The sequence below is a fragment of the Paraburkholderia phenoliruptrix genome (assembly GCF_019511605.1).
GTDB classification, from domain to species: Bacteria; Pseudomonadota; Gammaproteobacteria; order Burkholderiales; family Burkholderiaceae; genus Paraburkholderia; species Paraburkholderia phenoliruptrix_A.
Genome location: NZ_JAEUAV010000011.1, coordinates 154,229 through 177,356 on the forward strand (window position 1 = coordinate 154,229; position 23,128 = coordinate 177,356).

Sequence of the window (23,128 nt, forward strand, 5' to 3'; positions counted from 1 at the left end):
CCCGACACGCGCAGCAGCGGCGGTCGAAGCTGAGCGGTCGAACCTCAGCGATAAATCCCAAGCGCTCGAACCTAACCCCGCGACTTGTGCAGCGCGCTTGCCTTGTGCACCGCGCGCTTGCCGCTCTTGTCGCTCTCGACTTCATACGACGGGTCCGACGGCGATGCCGCGACGACATGTCCGTCCACCTTCGCGCGCTCGGTAATGACGCGCGTCACGTGCCCGTGCGTTTCGCCCTGCGGCGTATTCCAGCTGACGCGGTCGTTGACCTTCAGTTCGTGGCTCATGGCGACGCTCCGTTGTTCGACTCGGAAGCCGATAGCGTGCGCAAACCCTATGCCCAGCGGTGACGTGCGCCAGACCTGGTCCGTCAGCGCCCTGTCGCGCAGGCGCCGAACGCCGCGCGCGCCTGGAGCCGCTAAAGCACATGCGCAAGCACAAACGCAAACGCAAACGGCCGCATTGACGCCGAGCCAAAAACAGCCTATAACCATCCATATGGATGGTTATCAGAAGGAAACCGGAGAAAACCTGCATATGCCGAAAGAAGTGCCGGACCGCTCGCGAGGCAGCGAGACTGAAAAAATCACGATCAACCTGGGCCCAGTCGATCTAGGTCAAATCGATCTTCTCGTTGAAGAAGGTTTTTACTCGAACCGCACTGACCTGATCCGTACAGCCATTCGCAATCAGCTGGCGATCCACGCTCCGGCCGTCAAAGATACGGTGACGCGCCGCGAGTTCGTACTGGGTCTTCAGCATTTCTCGAGACAGGACCTCGAGGCAGCCTGCGCGGCGAATCAACGACTGAGAATCCAGGTGCTCGGGCTGGCGAGCATCGCGACGGACGTCTCACCCGAACTTGCATTGGCAGCGATCGACTCGATTCTGGTTCGAGGCGCGCTCCATGCGTCACCCGCGGTGAAGGCGGCGCTGGCAGATCGAATCCGCTGACGTGCCGGCCTGTTTCCCGCTAACGGAAAAAACATGAAACTCAATGAAGGCTTTCTGGACTCGATGAAAGAGGCGTTCGCCCGCTTTCGTCACAACGACCCCGCCGCGGCCGCGGAAATCGTCAGGCGTGCCATGCGTGGCGAGCCGAAAAGGGGCGCAAACGTGCATGCCGACCCGCGCGACCATGCGACGACACCACCCGCCCCCGATTTTGCGCAACCCCGGCAACGCGCCCACACGACGCGCAGCGAACCCGACGTACAGGATTGCGGGCACTTCAGCATGCGGCGCTATGCGAATGCCGCGGGCGAGCGAAGTTACAAGCTTTACGTGCCCAGCCATTACCGTGGGGATGCGCTGCCGCTCATCGTCATGCTGCACGGCTGCACGCAGGACGCCGACGACTTCGCAGCCGGCACGCGGATGAACGCCCTTGCCGAAACGCACGGCTTGATCGTCGCTTATCCGACCCAGCCGCAAGGCGCCAACACGTCGAAATGCTGGAACTGGTTCAGACCAGCGGACCAGCAGCGCGACCGTGGCGAGCCGTCGCTGATCGCCGGCATCACGCGCGAAGTCATGGTGAATTACAACGTCGATCCGAAGCGTGTCTTCGTTGCGGGTCTGTCGGCCGGCGGCGCGATGGCGGCCATCGCAGCGCAGGCCTATCCCGATCTGTACGCAGCAGCGGGGGTCCATTCCGGCCTGCCGGTCGGATGCGCGCACGACTTGCCCTCCGCGCTCGCGGCGATGCGCGGCGGCAAGACCCGATTCAAAGCACAGAAAGCCGGCCGGGCGGACACGCTGGACGCACGGCCGTCGCCATGCCCGCTCATCGTCTTTCACGGCGATGCGGATGCAACCGTGCATCCTGCCAACGCCAACGCACTGGTACACGGCTTCGCGGCGAGTGAGGCGACAGCCACTCGTGCGCCGGGTGCGAGCGGCGGCTCGCGCCAGCATACGGTTCGACACATGACATCGGTAGCCGGCGTAGAGGCCGAACTGTGGATCATCCACGGCGCGCCTCATGCGTGGGCAGGGGGCTCTTCAAGAGGAAGCTATACCGATCCGTCCGGCCCCGACGCCAGCGCCGAGATGGTGCGGTTTTTTCTGGAGCACCCTCGTCACTGAGCATCAGCGCGCCGCACTGCGCTGCGGTGCCCGTTGCGTCGCGAGGCCGCTCCAGTTGGTTGCCGATCGCACCGGGCGTTACGATAACTGCTTTGAAGCGACAGCCGATCCTTCCCGCCCGAGCGCCGCCCCATGGAATTGAAGCAGATCCAGTATTTCATCGCTCTCTTCGAGGAGGGTACGGTGACGCGCGCCGCGAAGCGGCTGAACATCGCGCAGCCCGCGCTCAGCATGCAGATTTCGAAGCTGGAGAGCGAAGTGCGGCAGACGCTTTTCGCGCGCGGCCCGCATGGCATGGCCCCGACAGAAGCGGCCCGGCTCATGTATCGCCTCTACACGCCCATCATGCGCGACATCGAACATGCGCGCGAGCATCTGAGCCGGCGCGACGTGATCGTCACGGGGCGCGTGTCGCTCGGGATGGTGTCGTCGGAAGCGCAAAGCGTGCTGCCTGAATCGCTCGCGCGGTTCGACGCCCTCTTTCCGCAGGTGGAGGTGTCCGTCGCGGACGGCTTCAGCGCGCAACTGATCGACGCCGTCGAAGCGGGCCGGCTCGACGCCGCGATCATCAACAAGCCGCGCGGGCGGCTCACGCTCGACGTAGAGCCGCTGCTGGTGGAAGAAATGGTGCTGGTAACGAGCGCGACCCACGGTCCGCCTCTGCCCGAAGCGATCGATCTCATCACGCAGTCCGATATCGAGTTCGTGCTTCCGACGCGCCGCAACGGTCTGCGCGGCGCGCTCGATGCCGCGTTGATGGCTGCCGACGTCGTTCTTCAGCCGAAGTTCGAGATCGATCTGCTCAGCACTATCGTGCAATTCGTCGAGCAGACCAGCATCGCGACCATCCTGCCGCGCGTCGTGGTGCAGGAGAAGGTGGACAAAGGTCTGCTACAGGCGCGCACCATCGTGTCGCCGCCAATCGTTCGCCACATCATTCAGGTCACGCATCCGAAGCGGCCTCTCGGGCCGGCTTCGCAAGCGCTGATTGCGATCATCACCGAGGAGATCCGTCGCGTAACCACGGGCGCGCGGGTTTAATGAAAAATTCACGCGCCGCGCGTGCTCATCGCAAATGCGCGGATGCTGTCGCCATGCTTGATGACGACGCGTTCAACACTCCTTTATCGGACGATGCGCGGGCGCGCGCTTTTGCGCGCCCGCCTCTGCCTGCATGCTTCAGGAACGATTGCCTGCCGCTGCGTTGTCGAGCTTGCCGAGCGTCTCCGGCACGACGAACGCACCGATCAGGAAGATCACGCTGATCGTGCCGACGAAAATCGCGAGCGTCGACGGCAACTGGCTCGCGTCCTTCGCGACGAGCGAGACGAAGGTCGGCATCATCCCGCCAATGGCAAAGCCGATGTTCCATGAAAGCCCCGTACCGGTAGCACGGATTGCAGTCGGAAAGCGCTCGTTCAGGAAGATCAGGATCGGCGCATAACCCGCGCTGCCGAGCGCGGAAAGCAGCACCGCATACACGCCGATCATCGTGATGCTCTGCGCGCCCGGCAGCAGTAAGAAGAGCGCGGGCAGCGCGATCAGCCGGATGATGCCGAGCCACAGGAATGCGCTCTTGCGTCCGATGAATGTGCTCAAATGCCCCGCCGCAACGGAGGCGACGACCACCGCCACACTGCAGATCATCAGGATTGCTGCCGCCGCGCCATTGGGTGCGTGGCTCACGATCTTGAGGAAGGTCGGCAGATAGCCCGAGGTGAGGTAATAGCCGCTGCCGCCGCCGATGGTCAGCAGCAGGTTCACGAACAGCACGTTGCGATAATCGCGCGAAAACAGCGTGCGGATCGGCGAGCGCACCACTTCGACTTTCCCGCTTTTGAGCTGGGCAGCGGCGCGGGCGGCCTTCTCCGCGGCGAGCTTCTTCCACAGCGGCGATTCTTCGAGGCTATTGAATACGAAGAGCCCGAGCACCGAACTCAGAATGCCGGTGAAGAACATGCAGCGCCAGCCCCACACGTCGAACAGATCGCCAGGGAAAAGCGCCGACATCGCGAGATACGTGAGCGACGCGAGCAACGCGCCAAAACCCGCGCCGCCACCGCCGATCAGCCCCGACACCGCGCCGCGATACCTGGGCGCAACGGATTCCGTGCCGATGGTATGCGTGGACGCCACCACGCCGCCGACGAACACGCCCTGCACGAGCCGCAGCAGCAGGAACGCGATCGGCGCGGCAAGGCCCACCTGCGCAACCGTCGGCAGCACGCCGAAGGCCGCCGTCGAGAGGCCGACGCCCACGACCGCAATGATCATTGCCCCTTTGCGGCCATGACGGTCCGCGTAGGAGCCGAACAGCGCCGAGCCCAGCGGGCGCATCAGCAGCGTCACGGCAAAGGACGCGTAGACGGCCGCAAGCGAAAGCATCGCGTGTTGCGATGGGAAAAACAGACGCCCGACGACGGGCGCGACGTACAGCAGGACGAACAGGTCGAACAGGTCGAGCGCCCAACCCATGCACGAGGCCAACACCGCACCCATGACTTGCCGTTGATTGACGGCAAGCGCGGCGGCACTTTCTTGCGCTGCTACGGACATTTGCATCTCCTTGTGTGTCACCGGGCCGTCTTCCGATCGTTCCGGTGTCGTAGGCACGTTTGTCTTTCACGTGCTCTTGTCGAGGTTAAAAAATCGTCAGTGCGCGGCGGCAAGCGGCGAGGGCCCGGATGCACTCGGGGCGCCATCCGCGCTCCACGTGCCCGATGCCGCGCTCGCGCGCCGCGCGGCGATCATCGCGTCGGCGATCTTCTCGGCGATCATGATGGTCGGTATGTTCGTATTGGCCGATGGCAGTCTCGGCATCAGCGAGGCATCCACTACGCGCAGTCCCTTCGCGCCATGCACGCGCCCTTCGGCATCCGTAACGGCGTCGCGGTCCCGCACATCGCCCATGCGGCACGTGCCGCTCGCATGCCACACGCCGAACACGTTTGCGCGGATGAACTCGGCGAGCGCGCGATCGTCGGCAACCAGTGCAGCCACATTCAGCCCACGCGTGAAGAAGCGCTCGAGCATGAAACGACGCAGCGGCGCAGGCGTGTCCAGCAGCGTGCCGAGCACTGCCGTCAAACGCGCGTTACGCTCGCTGACCTGGCTCAATGCCTTCACGCGCGGTGAAAACGCCGCGGGAAAGAAATCGCGCGAATCGCGCCCAAGCCCCGACGCCTGCACCACGCGCGCGAGCATCCGCACGCCGGTGGTGAGCCGTTGCAGATCGCGTTCGTCGTCGAGCAGATTCAGGTCGACGCGCGGCGCGGCGTCGCTATCGGCGGACAGCAGTTGCACGCGGCCGCGCGAGTGCGGCCGGTTGCACCACAGGAAGAAAAGACCGAGCCGATTGCCCAGCGCGTGCCAGGCCGCGCGGGTCGCGCTCGACAGATACAGGTCCGACTCGTCGCAGCCCGCGACGCCCGAACTCATGCGCGCCGCCATCATGCTGGCGCGGCGCCGCGTGAGCGGCATGCGAAAGCGCGGTTCGAGAAAATGACAGAACGTGAGCGCCGGATGGTCCTGCAGGTTGCGTCCGACGCCCGGCCGTTCCACTGCACACGCAATGCCGAGCGCCTGAAGTTCGCATGCGTCGCCAATTCCCGCGCGCATCAGGAGCGCGGGCGACTGCAACGCGCCCGCACTCAGCACCACTTCGCCCGCTTCGAAACGCACGCGTTCGCCGCCTGCCGTGACCGCGACCACACCGCGCGCCGCGCCGCCTTCCATCACGATCCGCTCGACTCGCAGCTTCGAATACACGGTGAGATTCGGGCGTTTGCGCGTGGCTTCGTCGAGATAGGCGATAGCCGTGGACACACGCTTGTCGTCGATGTTGGAAAACGCGCCGGGGAAGAAGCCGTCGCCGAACTCGCCGTTCTGATCCTGCAACTGCGCGAGGCCGTTCGCCCGCAGGCCCTTTGCGAACGCATGGCAGAACGGCGGCCAGTCGTTGGGCATGATGCGGCGAATCGGCACGGGGCCGTCGCTGCCGTGCAGTTCGCCGCCCGGAAAATCGACGTCGCGTTCGAGCTTGCGAAAGTACGGCAGCACGTCGCGCCATGCCCACCCATGCGCACCGTTTGCGGCCCATTCGTCGTAGTCGCGCGGCAGGCCGCGATTAGCCGACTGCACGTTGATGCTCGAGCCACCGCCCATCACGCGGCCCTGCTCGTAGACGCGCGGCGCGGCGTGCCTCGTGGCTTTCGCCTTGAGGTCCGGCCAGATATACGTCTCGCCGCAGAAGACCGGCATCGGATAGCTGTCCAGGATGGCCGCGGGCACCGCGCCCGGCGGCGTATCGGCGCCTGCTTCGATCAGCGCGACGCGCAGCGAGGCCACGGCCGACAACCGGTGCGCGAGCACGCATCCCGCCGAGCCGCCGCCCACGATCACGTAATCGAAGCGTTCCATTCCCTGTCTCCTGGTGTCTTGTGGCAGTGCTTATCAACTTCCGCGAAACACGGGCTTGCGCTTGCCGTGGAAAGCCTCGACGCCTTCGCGGAAATCGTCCGAGGTGCGCAGCCGGCTATAGCAATGCCCTTCGAGTTCGATTGCAATGGACAGCGGCGCGTCTTCGGAATCGTTCAGCAGCTTTTTCGCGGTGCGCTGCGCGAGCGGCGAAAACGCGCGCAGTTCGTCGACGAGTGCATTGGTGGCGTTTTCCAGTTCCGCGTCGGCGACGCACTCCACCGCGATACCCCACTCGTACGCCTGTTTGCCCGGAATGCGCCGCGAGCGCATTACGATGTCCTTGGTCCGCCCGATGCCGACCATCGCCTGAAGACGCGCGGAGCCGCCCGAGCCGGGAATCTGCCCGAGCTTCTGTTCCGGCAGCGCATAGAAAGTCGTGTCGGTGACGATGCGGAAATCGCACGCGAGCGACAGCTCGAATCCCACGCCGAAGCAGAAGCCACGATTGGCCGCGATCACCGGCTTCGAGCAACGGGCGGGCGCCGCGATGTTCCAGGCGAGCTTCGAAACGTGCTCCGGCGACGCTTCCAGAAAGCCCTTGATGTCGCCGCCGCTCGAAAAGTGCTCGCCCGTCGCGCGCACCACGATGACGCGCACGCGCTCGTCGTCGTCCAGCGCCTCGAAGACGGTGCGCAACTGGTCGCGCGCATGCATCGAAATGACGTTGAACGGCGGCCGGTGCAGGATGATGTCGGCACGCTCGCGTTCGGCGTCGATCTCGACCGAAAAGCCGTCGAGGTCTTGCAGCAGCGTCTGGGCGCGATGGTTCAGATCGCTCATATCGGTTACTCCTTGGTGGTCTGTGTAGGTTGAGCGTGGCCGTCGGATGCGTATTCGCCGGCGGAGAGCTTGCGGCGCAGAATCTTGCCGACCGGCGACTTCGGAATGTCGTCGACGAACACGTAGTCGCGCGGGCGCTTGAAGTTGACGAGGTCGGACTGGCGGCACCATGCGTCGAGCGCCTCGGCATCCACGTGATCGCGGCGCTTGATGAACGCAACCACGCGCTGGCCCCAGCGTTCGTCCCTGACGCCCGCCACCGCGACTTCGTCGACGGCCGGATGCAGCGAAAGTACCGACTCGATGTCCACCGGCGAGATGTTTTCGCCGCCGCTGATAATCATGTCGTCGACGCGGCCGGTCACATACAGGTCGCCGTCGCGGTCGAAATAGCCCGTGTCGCCGGTGAAATACCAGCCCTCGCGCAGCGACTTGCCGTTCGCGTCCGGGCGGTTCCAGTAGCCTTCGAAGGCTTCGTCGCCGAGCAGATCCGCAATGATCTGGCCTTCCTCGCCAGCCGGTGCGATCTCGTCGGGCGATTCGGCGTCGAGCCTGACGACACGCAGCCGCGTGTTCAGACCCGCGCGTCCTGCACTGCCCGGCTTGCGCGTTGCGTCCTGGTCGATGCTGACCGTGTAGATCTCCGACGAGCCATAGTGGTTGACGAACAGTTCCGGCTGAAACGCTGCCGACAGGCGCTTGAGCAACCCATCGTTCATTGGTGCCCCCGCGAAGCCGAGCTTTCTGACCGACGACGTATCGGTGTCGGCAAACGCGCTGTCCGCGAGCAGATCGTGATAAAGCGTCGGCACGAGATAGAGGCACGTGAGGCGGTACTTCGCAATGGATTCGAGCGCGAGTTTCGCGTTCCAGCGACGCACGCACACGAAAACACCATCAACGAGCGCCATTGACAACAGCGAGCGCACGCCCATCGTGTGATAAAGCGGCATGACACCGAGCGTGCGCTCGCCGCGCCGGTACAGGTTCTGCGCAACGTGCGCGAGCGCACCCGCGCGCTCGTGCCGGTGGCGGCGCGGCACGCCCTTCGGCTTGCCGGTCGTGCCGGACGTGTAGAGGATCAGCGAGATATCGTCGGCGCTCGCGTGAGTGGTGTCGGCGCCGCGCGCGCGTTCACGGTCGGCTAACAGCGCGTCGAAGCTCATCGTGCTACCCGCGGCGGCGTCCACACCAATGCGCGGCAACTGCTGCGCGGCGGCGCTGTTCACCACGGCATCGGCGCAAACAGGTTCGTACACGATCGCCTTCACGCCCGCATCCGTCACGCAGTACTCGACTTCGTCCGGCTTCGCGCGCCAGTTGAGCGGCACGATCACGACGCCGAGAAACTGCCCCGCCCAGTGCAGCGTCGCCATTTCCCAGCGGTTTTGCAGCACGACGAGCAGGCGGTCGCCGCGTTGCAGTCCAAGTTCGCGAAGAGCATCGGCGACATTCAGAATCATGCGATGCCACTGCGCATACGTCAGTTGCAGTTCGCCATCGACGAGCGCGAGCGCGTCGGGGCTGCGCTCGACGCTCTGCAGAAAGGTGCGGCCGAGATCAAGCATGTCCGCCCTCCTTCGCAGCGCGCGCGTCGGACCGGCGACGCGCTGCGACGTCGAGCACGGCCGCGACGATCGGCGTATAGCCGGTGCAGCGGCAGATATGGCCCGACAGCATTTCGCGCACCTGCGCCTCGGTCGGATCGGGCACGCGTTGCAGATAGTCCGCGCACGACATGAGAATGCCTGCCGTGCAGAAGCCGCATTGCAATGCGTGATGGCGCTGGAACGCCTGCTGGAGATCGCCGAGTGTCTGCTCGGGCGCAAGACCTTCGACTGTGCCGATGCGCCGCCCTTCGGCCTGCACCGCGAGCATCAGGCACGAGCGCGCGGCCACACCGTCCACCTGCACCGTGCATGCACCGCACACGCCATGCTCGCAGCCGACATGCGTGCCGGTCGCGCCCAGTTCGTGGCGGATGAAATCCGACAGCAGTTCGCGCGGCTCGCAATGGCCGCTGCGCTTCCGTCCATTGAGCGTCAGCGTGATGCGCCGCTGCTCCCCTTGCCGCATGATGTTCTCCGATATGTTGCTGCTCATGTAGCCTCCTCGATCACGCGCCATCCGAGTTGCCGGACGAGATTGCGCCGATACTTCGCGCTGATGTGCGCGTCGTCCTGTGCGTTCAGTTGCCAACTGAGGTCGTTCAGTGCGCCGCGCAGGTCGTCGCCCGTCAGACGCGGCCAGCTTTGCACCACCGGCCGGTCCGCGACGCCGCCTACCGCGATACGGATCGACTCGTCGGTCACCACAGCCGCACACGCGACAATCGCGAAATCGCCGTGCCGCGCTGAAAACTCGCTAAACGCATAACGCTCGCCGGGCTTCCTGAGCGGAAAGCGCACGGCCTCCACAAGTTCGTCCGGCTCGCGCGCGGTCATCAGCATTCCCTGAAAGAAGTCCTGCGCCGCAAGCGTGCGGCGTTTCTTTTTCGAGCGCAGCATGACGTCGCCGCCGAGCGCGGCCAGCACGAGCGGCAGTTCTGCGCTCGGGTCGGCATGCGCAATGGAGCCGCACACCGTGCCGCGATTGCGGATCTGAAAGTGCGAGATATGCGGGAACGCCATCGCGAGCATCGGCACTTCGCTGCGCAGCGTGGAGCGCCATTCGACGCTGCCTTGCGTCGCCGCCGCGCTTACGACGAGTTGGTCCGCTTTCTCATCCACGCGCACCGCGTCGAGTTCGGCCGTGCGCGAGATGTCGACCAGCACGCGCGGCTGCGCGAGCCGCATGTTGAGCACCGCCATCAGCGATTGACCGCCTGCCAGCACGCGCGCGTCGTCGCCGGTTTGCGCGAGCGCGTCGAGGGCGTCTTGCGCCGTCAGCGCGCGCAGATAATCGAACGGGGCGGGCTTCATGCTGACCTCCTGAAGCGCTCGATAAGCCGAACGACCCACGACCTGGGCGCTTCGACAGACTGGCCGGCGGCCTGCCGTCCGAGCGATTCGAACAATTGCTTCAACACGACCTTGGCCGCGCCTTCGAGCATGCGCCCGCCGACTGCCGCCACTTTCCCCGACACCTGCGCCTCGTAGTCGTAAGTGAGACGCGTGCCGCTTGCCTGCGGCGTGAGTTCGACGAGCCCGTTGCCACGCGCGCTGCCAAGCGGCGAAATACCCGCGCCCGCGAGCCGCAGCCGGTGCGGCGCGTCGATCTCCGACAGACCGATGCGCGCCTCGAAACGCGCCTTGATCATGCCAACGCCCACCGTTACGTCCGCGCGATACTGGTTCGGCGCGGTCTCGTCGAGCGCGTGACAGCCGGGGATGACTTTCGCGAGCGCCTTCGGGTCGAGCAGCACGCCGAACACGGCTTCAGGCGTCGCGGGCAGATCGACCGTGCCGCGCGCCGTAAGCGCCTTGCCGCCCGGCGTCGCGGGCGTGGCCGGCGGCGCTTCGCGCAGTTCGGGCCGCGACGGTTCGGGATCGTCGATGCCGATCAGCGCCATTACCCTGGACGGCGTGAGCGGCAGGCGAATATCGTCGACGCCAAGGGCATCGGCCACCGCATTCGCGATGCACGGCGGCGTGCTCATGTTGTTGCCTTCGCCGAGCCCCTTCGCGCCGAGCGGTGTGAATGGCGACGGCGTCTCCAGATGGACGATCACCGGATCGGGCACTTCGCAGGTCGTCGGCATCAGATAGTCGGCGAGCGTGCCGGACTGGAAGCTGCCGTCCGCGCCGTAGCGGAACTCTTCCATCAGCGCCGCGCCGACGCCTTGGGCGAAGGCGCCGCGAATCTGGCCATCGGCAAGCGCTGGATTGAGCAGCGTGCCGGCGTCATGCGTCGTCACGTAACGGTCTATGCGCACGCGCCCCGTTGCGCGGTCCACTTCCACGCCGCACATGTCGAACGCAAAGCCATAGGCCGCCGATGTGTTGATGCGATCCTGCTCGTCCGGCGCGTCCATGTGCGGCGGCGACCAGAAGACGCTCTCGCGCAGGCCCGGCTCCTCGCCCTCCGGCAACAACGCGGGCGCCCAGTGCGGCGCATTGCTCGCCGCGCGCGCGAACGGCAATGCACGCTCTTCAACACCAGACGGAAACACGCGCGCGCCTTCGAAGCGCACGTCGCCGGGCGCACAGCCGAACTGCTTCGCGAGAATACGCGCGAGCTTGTCGCGCACGCGCGTGGCGGCCAGATGCACGGTGCCGGCCACCGCGCCCGCGAACCGGCTCGAATAATTGCCCGCGGCGACGGACCACGCGTCCTTGTGCGTATCGAATTCGACATTGACGACAATGTCCTTGGGATCGAGCCCGAGCACGTCCGCGACGACTTGCGCGCACACCGTCATATGGCCCTGGCCCGCCGGCGTCGACGCAATGGTGACGACCACGCCGCCGAGCAGATCGACGCTCACGGTCGCGCTGGCAATCGCGCCGTTTTTCGGGCCGGCCTTCTTGCGGGCGTCGGGCGGCATGACGGTCGTGATGTATCCCATGTTCGATACCGAAGGCTCCACGATCGCCGCGAAGCCAATGCCATACAGACGCCCCGCCTTGCGGGCCGCGTCGCGCCGCGCGACGAGTTCGTCGTAGCCGCCTTCGCTGATCGAGCGGCGCAGCGCTTCCTGATAATTGCCGGAATCGAGCAGCGCACCCGCCGTTGCGCGGTACGGAAAGGCATCGGCGGGAACGAAGTTGCGGCGGTACACGTCGAGCACGTCGAGATTCAATTCGACGGCGATACGCTGAATGAGCCGCTCCAGTGCGAAGTAGACCTGCGGTCCGCCAAAGCCGCGCACGAGGCCGGTCGGCGTCTTGTTGGTCAGCACGACGCGGTTGCGCACGACGAGATTCTCGATCGCGTATGCGCCCGTGAGGCACCCGTGCATCCGGTAGAAGGTCGCGGGTTCAGGAGCGCGCACGTAGCCGCCGACATCTTCCAACTGGTCATAGGAAAGCGCCACGATGCGGCCATCGGCTTGAACGGCCGCTTCGATGGTCGAAAGTCGTGCGGTCGCGGAAGTGGCCGCGCTCAGATGTTCTAGCCGGTCTTCGACCCATTTCACCGGCGCGCCGGCCTTGCGCGAAGCGAGGCACATCAGCACGACATAGGGGAACACCGCCTGCTTCACGCCGAAGCTGCCGCCGGAATCGCGCGGGGCTTTGTGACGCAGACGGTTCGCGGGAACGTTGAGCGCCATCGCCATGACGGCATGCAGCGAGAACGGTCCCATGAAATTCGAGGTGACGTCATAGCCTTCGTCGCCGGACAGATACTCGGCGATCACCACGCCGCATTCGATTGGCGCGCACGTATTGCGCGGATAGTGCGCGACGAGCTTCACGCGGTGCGGCGCGTTGTCGAATGCAGCTTCCGGTTCGCCATAGCGGAAATGCCGGTCGCTGATGACGTTGCTGCCGACGCGTTCGTGCAGCAACGGCGCATCGTCTTGCACGGACTGTTCGATGGAGGTGACCGGATCGAGCATCGCGTATTCGACCTTGATGAGCTCGAGCGCGTCTTCTGCCAATGCGCGGGATTCGGCCATCACCACCGCGACCGGCTCGCCCACGTAGCGCACGCGGTCCATCGCGAGCGCCCACTGCTCCATCGGCGACTTCACGCCGACGACGAACGGTCGCGACCACGGGCGCAGATCGTCGCGCGTGAGCACGGCGCGCACGCCGTGCAGCTTCGAAGCGGCCTCGGTGTCGATAGAAACGAGTTCCGCGTGCGCGTGCGGCGAGCGCAGAATCGCTGCGTGCAGCGTGCCTGGCTTCACGGCGATGTCGTCGCCATAGCGGCCGCGGCCCGTGAGAATCGCGGGGTCTTCGAGCCGCTGCATCGGCTGGCCCACGTGGCGCTGCGGCTGCGCGGCATCGCTGTCGGCCACGCGTGCGTTCAGATCGGCAAAACCAGTTTCGCGCTGGTTCATGGCGTCACTCCTGCATCTTCACCGCGGCTGCCGAATTCGACGGCGAGACCGCTCCAGCGGCGCGCAATCTCGCCGTGCTCGATACCAAACAGATCCAGAATGCGTCCGACCGTATGATCGACAACCTCGTCGATGGTCCGCGGATGCGCATAGAAGGCCGGCACCGGCGGCATCACAATGGCGCCCATTTCGGTTGCCAACGTCATGTTGCGCAGATGCGCGAGATTGAGCGGCGTCTCGCGCGCGACCAGCACGAGGCGGCGGCGCTCTTTGAGCATGACGTCGGCGGCGCGGGTCAGCAGGTTGTCCGCGAAGCCGTTCGCGACACCCGCAAGCGTTTTCATCGAACACGGCGCGATCACCATGCCTTCAGAGAGGAACGAACCGCTCGCCACGGCAGCGCCGATATCGCGCACGTTGTGCACGACGTCCGCGAGCCTGTCGAGGTCGCCGCGCGCGAGGCCGAGCTCCTGCGCCGCCGTGACCGCGCCCGACGCCGACGCGATCAGATGCGTCTCGTGCGTGCCGAGGCGCCCCAGCGCAGCGAGTAGCCGCACGCCGATCACTGCCCCGCTCGCGCCGGATAGGCCCACGACAATGCGCTTCTTCCGCTCAGCCATGATCGCGGGCCAGGTAGGCGTCGAGCGCGCTGTTATCAGCGGCAACGAGGGTGGTCAGATCTGCTGTGTCCTGACCCGGAATGCGCACGCGTGTGAACACATGCGCCGGGTAGACCACCGGACGCGTCGCGTCCAGTCCCATCTTCGCGCTGACACCTTGCAGATGCGGCGGCGCGTCGGCGGGCTGGCCGACCGTTGTCGAAGGATCGAGCGTCGAGCCTTGCGCGCCCGCCACGACCACCAGATCGCGGTCGGCCTGAAAGCGCGTCGCGATCGCCCACTCGATCTCCGCCGGATCGTGCACGTTCACGTCCATGTCCACGACGACCACCTGCTTGATGTCATAGTGCGCGCCGAACGCACACAGAATCACGTTCTTGGCTTCGCCTTCGCGCTTCTTGTCGAACTGCACCCAGAGGTGATAGCGGCACACGCCGCCCACCGACAGATGCACGTCGTTCACCGCGGGATGGCTACGCTGAAGGTGCGCGAGGAGCGTCGCTTCGCGCGGAATCGCGCCGAGCAGCAAATGCTCCATTTCGGCCGGCACAATCGTATGAAAGATCGGGTTGCGCCGATGCGTCACCGCCGTCACTTCGATCACTTCGCGCGCTTCCTGCGCGCTGTAGTACTTCGGGAACTCTCCGAACGGGCCTTCCGGTTCGCGCACGTTGGGCAGAATGCGCCCTTCTATGACGATCTCCGCGAACGCGGGCACATGCACGCCGCTTGTCACGCATTGCGCGACCGGCAACGGCGCACCGTGCAGCGCGCCCGCAATTTCCAGCTCGTCGTGATTGATCGGTGTAATGGCTTGCGAAGCGAGCATCGTCAGCGGATCGACGCCAATGGCAACGGCCACGTCGAGCGCCTCGCCCGCTTCCTCGGCACTGCGCTGGAACGCATGCAGATGGCGCGGCAGCAGCAGGATCGCCATGCGATCGCGGCCATGCACCTGGATGCGGTTGATCGACACGTTCTGCACGCCGGTGCGCGGATTGCGGGCAATCACAAGACCCGCGGTAATGTACGGGCCGTTGTCATGCTCGCTGTGCGTGGGAATGGGCAAAAGCGCGTGCAGATCGATTCCGTTTGTATGCACCACTTGTTGACACGGCGCGTCCTCGCGCGCAACCACCTTGGACGCAAGCGGCGCGGCTGCAGCGGCGGAAAAGCGTGCAAGCAAGGCGGCCTCTTCCACGCCCATGGCTTCGGCAATCCACGCGCGCTTCGACATGAAGCCGCTCACCACCGGAACCGCATGCCCGCCGGGGCGCGTGAAAAAGGCGGCCTGCCTGCCGTCGAGGCGTTTGGCGACAGCGGCCAGTTCGTGTTCGAGCGCAACCGGCTTGTCGATGGTCGCGAGGCGTTCCGTCTTCGCAAGATGCGCGAGCCAGTCGCGCAGCGAGAGCGAGCCTGCGTCCGGGCTGTCTGCAGCCGATGATAGTGAGGACATGCCGTGCTGTGCGGCATCGCGAATGTTCATCAACGTCTCCATCTGTTCTGTACCTCGCCGCGTGACGCGGTAGCGAGAGATGGCCCAAGCGTAGCGACATCGCGCCATAACTTCTAATACCGTTTTTTGATGCGCCGGATCATTGGCTCTTATATCGGTGTTAGCCCCGATGACAGGTTTTTGATAGTTGCGTATCAATTGACCAGGTCCTGCGGCGCGAACAGGTCGATGCGCGCGGCAAGAATGCGCAGCCACGCGAACGACAAAACGCAGCGCCGGCCGTGATACGGTTGGGCGCCGCTATTAGCGCCGCTGATACCAACTAAGGGTGAAATGGACCTCAGGCAAATCCAGTACTTCATCGCGCTGTTCGAGGACGGCTCGGTGACGCGGGCGGCCAAGCGGCTGAATATCGTGCAGCCGGCGCTCAGCATGCAGATCGCCAAGCTCGAGGACGAATTGCATCAGCAACTCTTCGAGCGCGGCGCGCACGGCATGGCGCCAACCGCGGCGGGGCGGCTCATGTATCGCCTCTTTCTGCCCATCATGCGCGACCTCGCCCACGCCCGGCAGCAACTGGTTCAGCGCGACGAAGTCGTGACGGGACACGTGAACATCGGGCTGATTGCGTCCGTCACGGAAAGCGTGCTCGCCGATTCGCTGTCTCGCTTTCATGCGCAATATCCCGATGTCGAAGTGACGATCGCCGACGGCTACAGCGCGACTTTCATCGACTGGGTAGCCGGCGGTCAGCTGGATGCGGCGATCATCAACAAGCCGCGGGCGCGTCTGTCGCTCGACTCGCGCGCATTGCTCGACGAAGAAATGGTGCTGGCAACCAGCGCCGCGCACGGCCCGGATCTGCCGCACGCGATAGAACTCGCGCAGTTGTCAGAACTGGAGCTGGTGCTGCCGACCAAGCGTCACGGCCTGCGTGGCGTGCTCGACAGCGCTGCGCAGCATGAAGACGTGCTGCTCGCGCCGCGCTTTGAAATCGACGTCCTTTCCACCATCCTCAAACTGGTGGAAAGCACTCGCTTTGCGACGATCCTGCCGCGCATCGTTGTCGAGCGCGCGGCGCGGCATGGCACGTTGCGCGCGTGCCCGATCCTCGCGCCGCGCATCGTGCGACATGTGGTCTGCGTGAGCCATCCGCGAAGACCGTTGAGCGCGGCCGCTGAAGCGCTGATCGCGATGATTGGCGATGAGCTGCATCAAGCGTCGAATATTTCGGCTCACGAACCGTCGGGTTCTCTGGACGGCCGGGCGACATGAAGGCATCGCGGTGGGTCGATGGCCTGGCCGGCTGCGCCTTCTCCTTTTCGTATGCAAGCCGCCAAACGGCTCTTTGCTGAAAACGCCGCGCGACCTCCGCAGGGCACTGCCCGTTGGCGGATCTGCGCTTCTATTGTGCGGCGAGCGCCGGATGCTTGATCAGGGCGGCAGCAACCGAAGAGGACGAAGCCGGGTTTTGCCCGGTGATCAGAAGGCCGTCGGTGACAACGTACGGCGCCCAGTCGTCGGCTTTCGAATAGATGCCGCCCCGAGCCTTGAGCTCGTCTTCGACGAGAAACGGCACGACCTCGGTGAGACCGACCGCGGCTTCTTCCGAATTCGTGAAGCCCGTGACCTTCCTGCCTTCGACGAGCGGCCTGCCGTCGGGCGTCTTGACGTGGCGCAGCACGCCCGGCGCATGACATACCAGCGCAACGGGCTTGCCTGCCGCGAGAGACGACTCGATCAACGCGATCGAATTCGCGTCTTCGGCAAGGTCCCACAGCGGGCCATGACCGCCGGGGTAAAACACCGTGTGGAAGTCGTCCTGTGAAACGCTGTCGAGGCGCACCGTGGTTGCGAGTTGTGCCTTGGCCGCTGCGTCCTTGTCAAAGCGATGCGTCGTCTCCGTCTGATTGGCCGGCTCGTTGCTCTTTGGGTCGAGCGGCGGCTGACCGCCTTGCGGCGAGGCCAGCACGATCTCGGCGCCTGCGTCCTTGAACGTATAGTACGGCGCGGCCAGTTCTTCCAGCCAGAAGCCGGTCTTACGGCCAGTGTTGCCCAACTGATCGTGCGAGGTCAAAACCATCAGTACTTTCATGTCGTTCTCCAAAAGAGTGAATCAAGAACAATCGTAGACCAATCGTCTACTGCGTTTTTCGATTTGTTTTCGAGTGGCTGGCAACGACTGGAAGAGGCTGGTTGTTCGTACTCTGAAGTTGGCGCGGAACGGTCCATGACCCTGCGGCGCATTTTTTCGACGAACCCACGAACCGCCGGCCGCATCAAAGATTCGGATGCAGACCGCGCACAGGGCTGACCGATTCGAGCAGCGACGCCACGTGAAGAATGGTCGACTCTGCGTGCCAACTACCGACAATCTGCACGTTGATAGGCAAGCCCTCCTTGCTGGTGCCGAATCGCATCGAGATGCCGGGCAAGCCGGTGACGTTGAGCGGTACGGTTGCGCCTTGGAGATAGGTTGCATCCACGGTGCGGCCATTGATCGTGAACGTGTCCACGCCATGCTTGTGAGCGGGGATCGGCAGCACATGGGTGATTAGCGCGTCGTATGTGCGGAAATAGTCGGCGTATCCGTCGCGCAGACGCTCGGCCGCCTGTTCAGCCTCGATGTAGTCCTTCATCGAGGTATCGGGCAGAGCAAGCATGGTCCTCGCCATTTTGTAGAGTTCGTCCTGATGGCGCCCGGCCGTCGCTTCCTGGAACGCCGGCTTCATTTCCATGACGTGCAGGCGGTTGAACACATCGAGAGCAAAGTCGCGCTCTAGCGCAGCAATGCGCACGGGCTCCACCAGCATGCCCCGGCCGCTGAGCGCTTCGGCCGCCGCCTGCACCGTGGCGGCAACTTCAGGGTCCACCGGTCCGAACCCGGGCTCGACCATCCAGCCCACGCGCAGTGGCCGATCGGGCGAGGGGCCGACTCCGGCATCGAAGGCGACGGTGCTGCTCGCAAAAGCGTCGTGGCCATCAGGACCCGCCAGTTGCGAGAACGCGAGTGCGAGATCGTGGATGCTGCGAGCCATTGGCCCCACGTGCCAGAAACGGCGCGGCGCTCGCGGCCAGATCCCTGTCATCGGCACGCGACCGTGCGTAGCCTTGAGCGAAACGATGCCTGTCTGCGCAGCAGGTCCCCGTACGGAGATGGCCAGATCAGTGCCCAGCCCGAGCGGCGACATACCCGCTGCGATCGCCGCCGATTCGCCGCCGCTCGAGCCGCCCGGCGTGCGCTCGAGATCCCACGGATTATTCGATCGACCGCTGAGCAGGTTGTCGCTCTCGATCCAGTACGAGAACTCCGGCAAGTTCGTTTTCGCCAGCAGGATGGCGCCGGCATTTTTTAGCCGGGCAACGCTGGTTGCGTCGGCGCCGGGAACGCGTCCCTTGAAGATGGGCGAGCCGCGCTGAGTCGCCACGCCCGCCGTGTCGATCGAGTCTTTTGCGGTGAAGGGCACGCCGTGCAACGGTCCTAACGGCTGACCCGAGAGCACCGCCGCTTCCGCGGCCCTGGCTGCTTTCAGCGCATCGTCTGCGAGGGTAACAATGGCATTCACCTTGGGATCGACAGCCTCGATGCGCTCAAGATGGGCATGCACGAGCTCGACCGGGGACACTTCTCGTGTACGAACAAGTTCGACCATACGTGTGGCGTCAAGGTAAAACAGTTCTGAACTCATGTGCTTCCTCCGGCGGTTGGGGGACAGTGATACGGGTCGAGCGTGACAACCTATCTAACGCTCGTTAGTCGATTTGAAGTAAAAAATGCCAGCTGTTGGCTGCGTGGCAGGGGATCGGCAACTACCTAACATTTGTTAGGCTGACTTTAATTGGTACAATGAGGGCCGTCAACACTTTTTTTGGGGGCTGTTTTGACAGATCAAGCCGTCGCAAGCTCGGGCGACCGCATCCTTGCTGCCGCGACAAGAATGGCGCAGGCGCATGGCTATGGCGGGTTAAACATCCGCGAGCTCGCGCAGGATGTCGGCATCAAGGCTGCGAGCATTTACCACCACTTCGCGAGCAAGGCGGACCTGGCGGCGGCGGTCGCGCGACGCTACTACGAGGATGCGGCTATCGCTCTGGAAGCGCTCTCCGCGGCTTCGGGCGACCCGCTTGTCAGTTTGCGTCGATATCCGGAAACGTTTCGCAAGTCGCTCGAGTGCGACAACCGCATGTGCCTGAGCAGCTTCATGGCTGCGGAATATGACGATCTGCCTGAGGTGGTCAAAAAAGAAGTTCAAGCCTTCGCGGACGTCAACGTGGCCTGGCTTTGCAAGTCCCTGGAAGCGGCGGGCGTCGTCACCGCCGAGGGGGCCCGGGAACGGGCGTGCGCAATCTATGCGGCGGTAGCCGGTGCGCAACTGATGGCTCGCGGCCGGGCAGACATAGCGTTGTTCGATAGTTTGATCAACAGCTACAGGACCGTCGGATTGTTGCCGGGTTGACGGCGCTCCGCAATGTCAGCGAGACGCGGAGCCCGGCGCCTCGTGACGTGTCGTTGACCGATGTCGTCTTCGTGGCCACGTCGCATTCTCGCGTTCCTCTTTTGACGGTCGACGATGCGCTCAAGGCTTACCGAACGAATCGGACCGGTGGCCCCGGCCGTCCGCAGCGCGGCCAAAGATTAAGTATCGATTCTCCGAACAGCAGTTGTGCGCCAAGATACAGCGCGCATTCGCCCCTGAACCAAAAGAAATTCCCAGCCCTTCGCCTTGCGCTAACTATAATTTCGAAACATTGATTAGCACCACAAACAGTATGTTCCAACGGAGCCTGAAGCACCGGCTTCCCGCATCGAGCGAAGAAGCATTTCTGCGAGGCGTGGCAATCTTCTGACGTTGCAGAGCGACCCAGCGGCGATACCAGACGCGAGCCGAGCACCCTTTGCACGACTGCTTGACCCGCCTGTCATCGCGTGAGAGGTCGGAGGTCCACTGCACAAGGCGCGTTCGGCAAAGCGGCACGCCGCGATCCTTCGCCTTATAGCGTCCGCTCGCATCCGCAATATATTTTGTACACCCAAGTAAATTCATCCATTCAAGATGATGAATAAATGGCGAGTCGATCCATCAGCCTTTCCTTAACCTGCGAAAGGAGCAAACAGAGAGCAACTCAATAACCTGTTAGATGAACACACCATGAAATTCGTGGAGACAGCTATGAAGACTCTAGCTTCACTTGCATTGGCTGCGCTGCTGGCCGCTCCGGCAGCCTGGGGCGAAACCATCGCCGCCAATGGGCCCAGCGGAGCACATTACGCAAATGGCTCTGCTGAGCCGCTGTGCACCGTAGATTCAACCACCTTCGATGTGACCTGTACCGCAACCACCATTGGCGGCGTGGGCAACACCAATGCGACAGCAATCCTGTCAGCAACTTACTCAGCCACTGTGCAATGCCGCAACCATGGCGGTCAGATCGTCGACGTGAAGACGCAGACCACGGAGGCTACTTCGTCGGGAACCTTGAGACCATCCAGAAACGGACAACTGGTAGTGCCGTCGCTCAGTACGTCCGCGCCGTCTACGTCTGAGCTACTGGCTTCAGCCACTTGCCCCAACGGAAACTGGACCAAGCTGCTGCTTGGCACCCCCACTCTCACAAGTTTCGTGTACACGCTCACCTTCGTGGGCTTCAACCAGCCCTATATCAGCATCGTGGGCCCCTGACTGACCCGTTGGCATGGTCTTGCGCAGGTTCCAGCAATTCGCGGGAACGCTGCCGGTGAGAAGCCTGCCAGCCGCAAGATTGACGTGCCAGCATCGCTGGCACGTCTGCCGTCAGTGGATGACGGGTAACGTCATTCGGTGCACTGCAATGCACACTTTTTCAATTAGTGGATGCCTGGCCATGGAACAGGGCGCTCAATTCAATGACCCCGCGTGGCACATGCCATTCTTGGCGCGCGGTTTCTTGCATGCCTTGGCGATGCTGCTATGCGGTCTGCTGCTGACAGGATGCGGCGGAGGCGATTCCACACCTGCATCAGTGGCGGCCTCGCAGCAAGCCGAATCAGGACCGAACACATTGGCCGCGCGCAGCATGCCGCAAGCAGCGGATAAACCGGCAACGCCCGCCGCGACGGACGAAGCGGCTGTACTTCCGGTAGCGCCCGCCACTTTGGCGCAACTGAACGCGCTGCCGCATCTCTCAGCGCTATCAGACCGTGAGAAGGCGGGGTTGATCCTGTTACTGCCCTCGCGGTCCGCCGCTCAACGGCTGGAACTGATAAACATGTATCCGAGCCTCGTGAGGCTCCCGGAGCCGCAGAAGGAACTGCTGCTCAATCAACTGGAGAAAATAGTCCCCGTCACGGTAAGTCAGACTCAGTGACGTGCTTTGCAGCAAGGTTGCCTTCCGGTGAGCACGACCAGTTGGGCGCGTGCGCGTGCGTCGATAACGACGCCGCGCAAAGAGCATTCGTGTCCGCACAGTGCAATCAGCTCGCCGCTACATTGAGCGTCGATTCGGACGGCGAGACACTGTCCGCGACGCCCGTGCCGTTGGCCTGCGCATCGTGCCGTTCGGCCATGGCATCGACGGCGGCGACAATCTGTCCGGCCGCCGCATAATGCACCATATGGCCTGCGCCCTGCACCATGACAAGTGAACTCTGCGGAATGGCCTGATGCAGCCGCACCGAATGCGCTTGCGGATCGACGATCTTGTCTTCCGCGCCGGCGAAGATGGCAACCGGTATTGTCAGAGCGGAATAATCGTCGCGTAGCCGTGCTGCCGCCGGAATCATCGCCGCGGCATCTCCGGCTTCGGCCTTGATCTGGCTCGGCCGCATGATCATCTCTCGCGCAACTACTTCGAAAAAGCGCTCGGGCACGGGCAACGGCGAGAACATTGCGGCCACCATGCGCTTCAATAGAAGCCGTCCGGTTATCGGCGAGACGGTATAGCGCAGCACGTCGCCCAACACCGGCAGCGCCACCGGCGCTGTGAGCGCGACGTCGAGACGGACACTCGGATAGTAATAGCCGGACACGAGCACGAGCCCCCGCACGTAAGGCGCACCGCCGAGCGCGATGCTCAGCGCAACAGAAGTGCCCCATGAATGTCCGAGTACTACCGGCGCATCGACACCAAGCAGCTCCAACGCGTGACGGATCGTTTCCGCCTGACTCTGTGCGCTCCACATGTGGCTGCGCGGGCGTTCGCTATAGCCGAAACCCGGACGATCGAAAGCGATCACGCGGTGGCGCTCGGCCAGGCGATCGATCAATCCACTGGCGATAAAGTCCTGCAAAAGCACCGCATTGCCGTGCAGCAGTACAACCGGAGATCCGTTGCCCTTGTCGACGTAATGAAGGCGTACTCCATCAACCTCGACGAAGCGGCCGACGGGCGGGTTATCCCGCTCGGCGCGTGAAGCACGGTGTCGTACCCAAAGCGCGGCGACAGCGGCCGCAGTCGCCGCCGCGGCGACGAGCCCCACGGTTCGCGAAGACTTCGGAACATGGTTGAAGGATCGGGGCATGTAATTGCTCCTGTAGCGGCCAACGGTGGAAAGAGAATAGGCGGCGACGAAAACGACTGACTGCGCTCGACCGGTCAGGCGAACGCCACACTGGTGTCAAGGCAGGTGTGCGCGCCGTCAGTCATCAAGCGTAACGACTTGCCCGACGACGGATTGCGCGCACCTTCCGCCCGGCGCACCAGGCCTCCGGATGAGAGCCCAGTGCGAGGCCACGGAGCAGGCGCGCCCCCGTGAGCAGGCGTACCCCGTCAGAGGAACGT

General features: G+C 64.1%; 20 protein-coding genes. 7 read left to right on the plus strand and 13 right to left on the minus strand.

Annotation, left to right across the window (positions count from 1 at the left end):
- Positions 1 to 71 precede the first annotated feature (71 nt).
- A complete protein-coding gene (locus tag JNB89_RS16390) occupies positions 72 to 287 on the minus strand; it encodes a DUF2945 domain-containing protein (RefSeq protein WP_013338232.1) in 216 nt (71 codons plus the stop codon).
- A gap of 250 nt (positions 288 to 537) precedes the next feature.
- On the opposite strand from JNB89_RS16390, the gene JNB89_RS16395 reads away from it, so the two are divergent.
- The 3 genes from JNB89_RS16395 to JNB89_RS16405 all read left to right on the plus strand — a co-directional run bounded on the left by JNB89_RS16395 (position 538) and on the right by JNB89_RS16405 (position 3,129).
- On the plus strand, positions 538 to 954 hold the full coding sequence (locus tag JNB89_RS16395) for a CopG family transcriptional regulator (protein ID WP_041728636.1): 417 nt from the start codon (positions 538 to 540) through the stop codon (positions 952 to 954).
- A 33-nt stretch (positions 955 to 987) separates the two neighbouring features.
- Positions 988 to 2,088, plus strand: coding sequence for an extracellular catalytic domain type 1 short-chain-length polyhydroxyalkanoate depolymerase (locus tag JNB89_RS16400; protein WP_220362946.1), 1,101 nt, complete (start codon positions 988 to 990; stop codon positions 2,086 to 2,088).
- Positions 2,089 to 2,220: 132 nt separating this feature from the next.
- On the plus strand, positions 2,221 to 3,129 hold the full coding sequence (locus JNB89_RS16405) for a LysR family transcriptional regulator (protein ID WP_220362947.1): 909 nt from the start codon (positions 2,221 to 2,223) through the stop codon (positions 3,127 to 3,129).
- Between the two features lie 138 nt (positions 3,130 to 3,267).
- Here the strand turns inward: JNB89_RS16405 and JNB89_RS16410 are convergent, their stop codons facing one another.
- From JNB89_RS16410 to JNB89_RS16450, 9 genes are all read right to left on the minus strand, one after another.
- Positions 3,268 to 4,644 (minus strand): MFS transporter, encoded by a 1,377-nt coding sequence (locus tag JNB89_RS16410; protein ID WP_220362948.1) that lies wholly within the window; start codon positions 4,642 to 4,644, stop codon positions 3,268 to 3,270.
- A gap of 96 nt (positions 4,645 to 4,740) precedes the next feature.
- A complete protein-coding gene (locus tag JNB89_RS16415; protein ID WP_220362949.1) occupies positions 4,741 to 6,507 on the minus strand; it encodes a GMC family oxidoreductase in 1,767 nt (588 codons plus the stop codon).
- Between the two features lie 33 nt (positions 6,508 to 6,540).
- Positions 6,541 to 7,347: an enoyl-CoA hydratase/isomerase family protein gene (locus JNB89_RS16420; RefSeq protein WP_013338226.1), complete on the minus strand. Its 807-nt coding sequence runs from the start codon at positions 7,345 to 7,347 to the stop codon at positions 6,541 to 6,543.
- A gap of 5 nt (positions 7,348 to 7,352) precedes the next feature.
- Positions 7,353 to 8,915, minus strand: coding sequence for an AMP-binding protein (locus JNB89_RS16425; RefSeq protein ID WP_220362950.1), 1,563 nt, complete (start codon positions 8,913 to 8,915; stop codon positions 7,353 to 7,355).
- On the minus strand, positions 8,908 to 9,450 hold the full coding sequence (locus JNB89_RS16430) for a (2Fe-2S)-binding protein (protein ID WP_220362951.1): 543 nt from the start codon (positions 9,448 to 9,450) through the stop codon (positions 8,908 to 8,910). Before JNB89_RS16430 ends, JNB89_RS16425 begins: the two co-directional genes overlap by 8 nt.
- Entirely contained in the window at positions 9,447 to 10,268 is an 822-nt protein-coding gene (locus JNB89_RS16435; RefSeq protein ID WP_135894321.1) for an FAD binding domain-containing protein, read from the minus strand. Before JNB89_RS16435 ends, JNB89_RS16430 begins: the two co-directional genes overlap by 4 nt.
- Positions 10,265 to 13,294 carry a xanthine dehydrogenase family protein molybdopterin-binding subunit gene (locus tag JNB89_RS16440; RefSeq protein ID WP_220362952.1) on the minus strand — a complete coding sequence of 1,010 codons (3,030 nt, stop codon included), beginning with the start codon at positions 13,292 to 13,294 and terminating at the stop codon, positions 10,265 to 10,267. Before JNB89_RS16440 ends, JNB89_RS16435 begins: the two co-directional genes overlap by 4 nt.
- Positions 13,291 to 13,914, minus strand: a complete 624-nt coding sequence (locus JNB89_RS16445) for a UbiX family flavin prenyltransferase (RefSeq protein ID WP_220362953.1) — start codon at positions 13,912 to 13,914, stop codon at positions 13,291 to 13,293. Before JNB89_RS16445 ends, JNB89_RS16440 begins: the two co-directional genes overlap by 4 nt.
- On the minus strand, positions 13,907 to 15,400 hold the full coding sequence (locus tag JNB89_RS16450) for a UbiD family decarboxylase (protein ID WP_220362954.1): 1,494 nt from the start codon (positions 15,398 to 15,400) through the stop codon (positions 13,907 to 13,909). Before JNB89_RS16450 ends, JNB89_RS16445 begins: the two co-directional genes overlap by 8 nt.
- 303 nt (positions 15,401 to 15,703) lie before the next feature.
- Between JNB89_RS16450 and JNB89_RS16455 the strand changes: the two genes are divergently transcribed.
- Positions 15,704 to 16,645 (plus strand): LysR family transcriptional regulator, encoded by a 942-nt coding sequence (locus JNB89_RS16455; RefSeq protein WP_013338219.1) that lies wholly within the window; start codon positions 15,704 to 15,706, stop codon positions 16,643 to 16,645.
- A 130-nt stretch (positions 16,646 to 16,775) separates the two neighbouring features.
- Here the strand turns inward: JNB89_RS16455 and JNB89_RS16460 are convergent, their stop codons facing one another.
- Positions 16,776 to 17,465 (minus strand): type 1 glutamine amidotransferase domain-containing protein, encoded by a 690-nt coding sequence (locus JNB89_RS16460; RefSeq protein ID WP_220362955.1) that lies wholly within the window; start codon positions 17,463 to 17,465, stop codon positions 16,776 to 16,778.
- Between the two features lie 184 nt (positions 17,466 to 17,649).
- Positions 17,650 to 19,059 carry an amidase gene (locus JNB89_RS16465; protein WP_220362956.1) on the minus strand — a complete coding sequence of 470 codons (1,410 nt, stop codon included), beginning with the start codon at positions 19,057 to 19,059 and terminating at the stop codon, positions 17,650 to 17,652.
- A gap of 192 nt (positions 19,060 to 19,251) precedes the next feature.
- Here JNB89_RS16465 and JNB89_RS16470 point away from each other — a divergent pair, with 192 nt between their 5' ends.
- The 3 genes from JNB89_RS16470 (at position 19,252) to JNB89_RS31065 (ending at position 21,715) form a co-directional block, all read left to right on the plus strand.
- Entirely contained in the window at positions 19,252 to 19,827 is a 576-nt protein-coding gene (locus tag JNB89_RS16470; RefSeq protein WP_013338216.1) for a TetR/AcrR family transcriptional regulator, read from the plus strand.
- 714 nt (positions 19,828 to 20,541) lie between these two features.
- Positions 20,542 to 21,051, plus strand: a complete 510-nt coding sequence (locus JNB89_RS16475; RefSeq protein ID WP_220362957.1) for a hypothetical protein — start codon at positions 20,542 to 20,544, stop codon at positions 21,049 to 21,051.
- 181 nt (positions 21,052 to 21,232) lie between these two features.
- Positions 21,233 to 21,715, plus strand: a complete 483-nt coding sequence (locus JNB89_RS31065; RefSeq protein ID WP_223216779.1) for a hypothetical protein — start codon at positions 21,233 to 21,235, stop codon at positions 21,713 to 21,715.
- A 106-nt stretch (positions 21,716 to 21,821) separates the two neighbouring features.
- Here the strand turns inward: JNB89_RS31065 and JNB89_RS16485 are convergent, their stop codons facing one another.
- On the minus strand, positions 21,822 to 22,868 hold the full coding sequence (locus tag JNB89_RS16485) for an alpha/beta fold hydrolase (RefSeq protein WP_220362958.1): 1,047 nt from the start codon (positions 22,866 to 22,868) through the stop codon (positions 21,822 to 21,824).
- Positions 22,869 to 23,128: the final 260 nt, after the last annotated feature.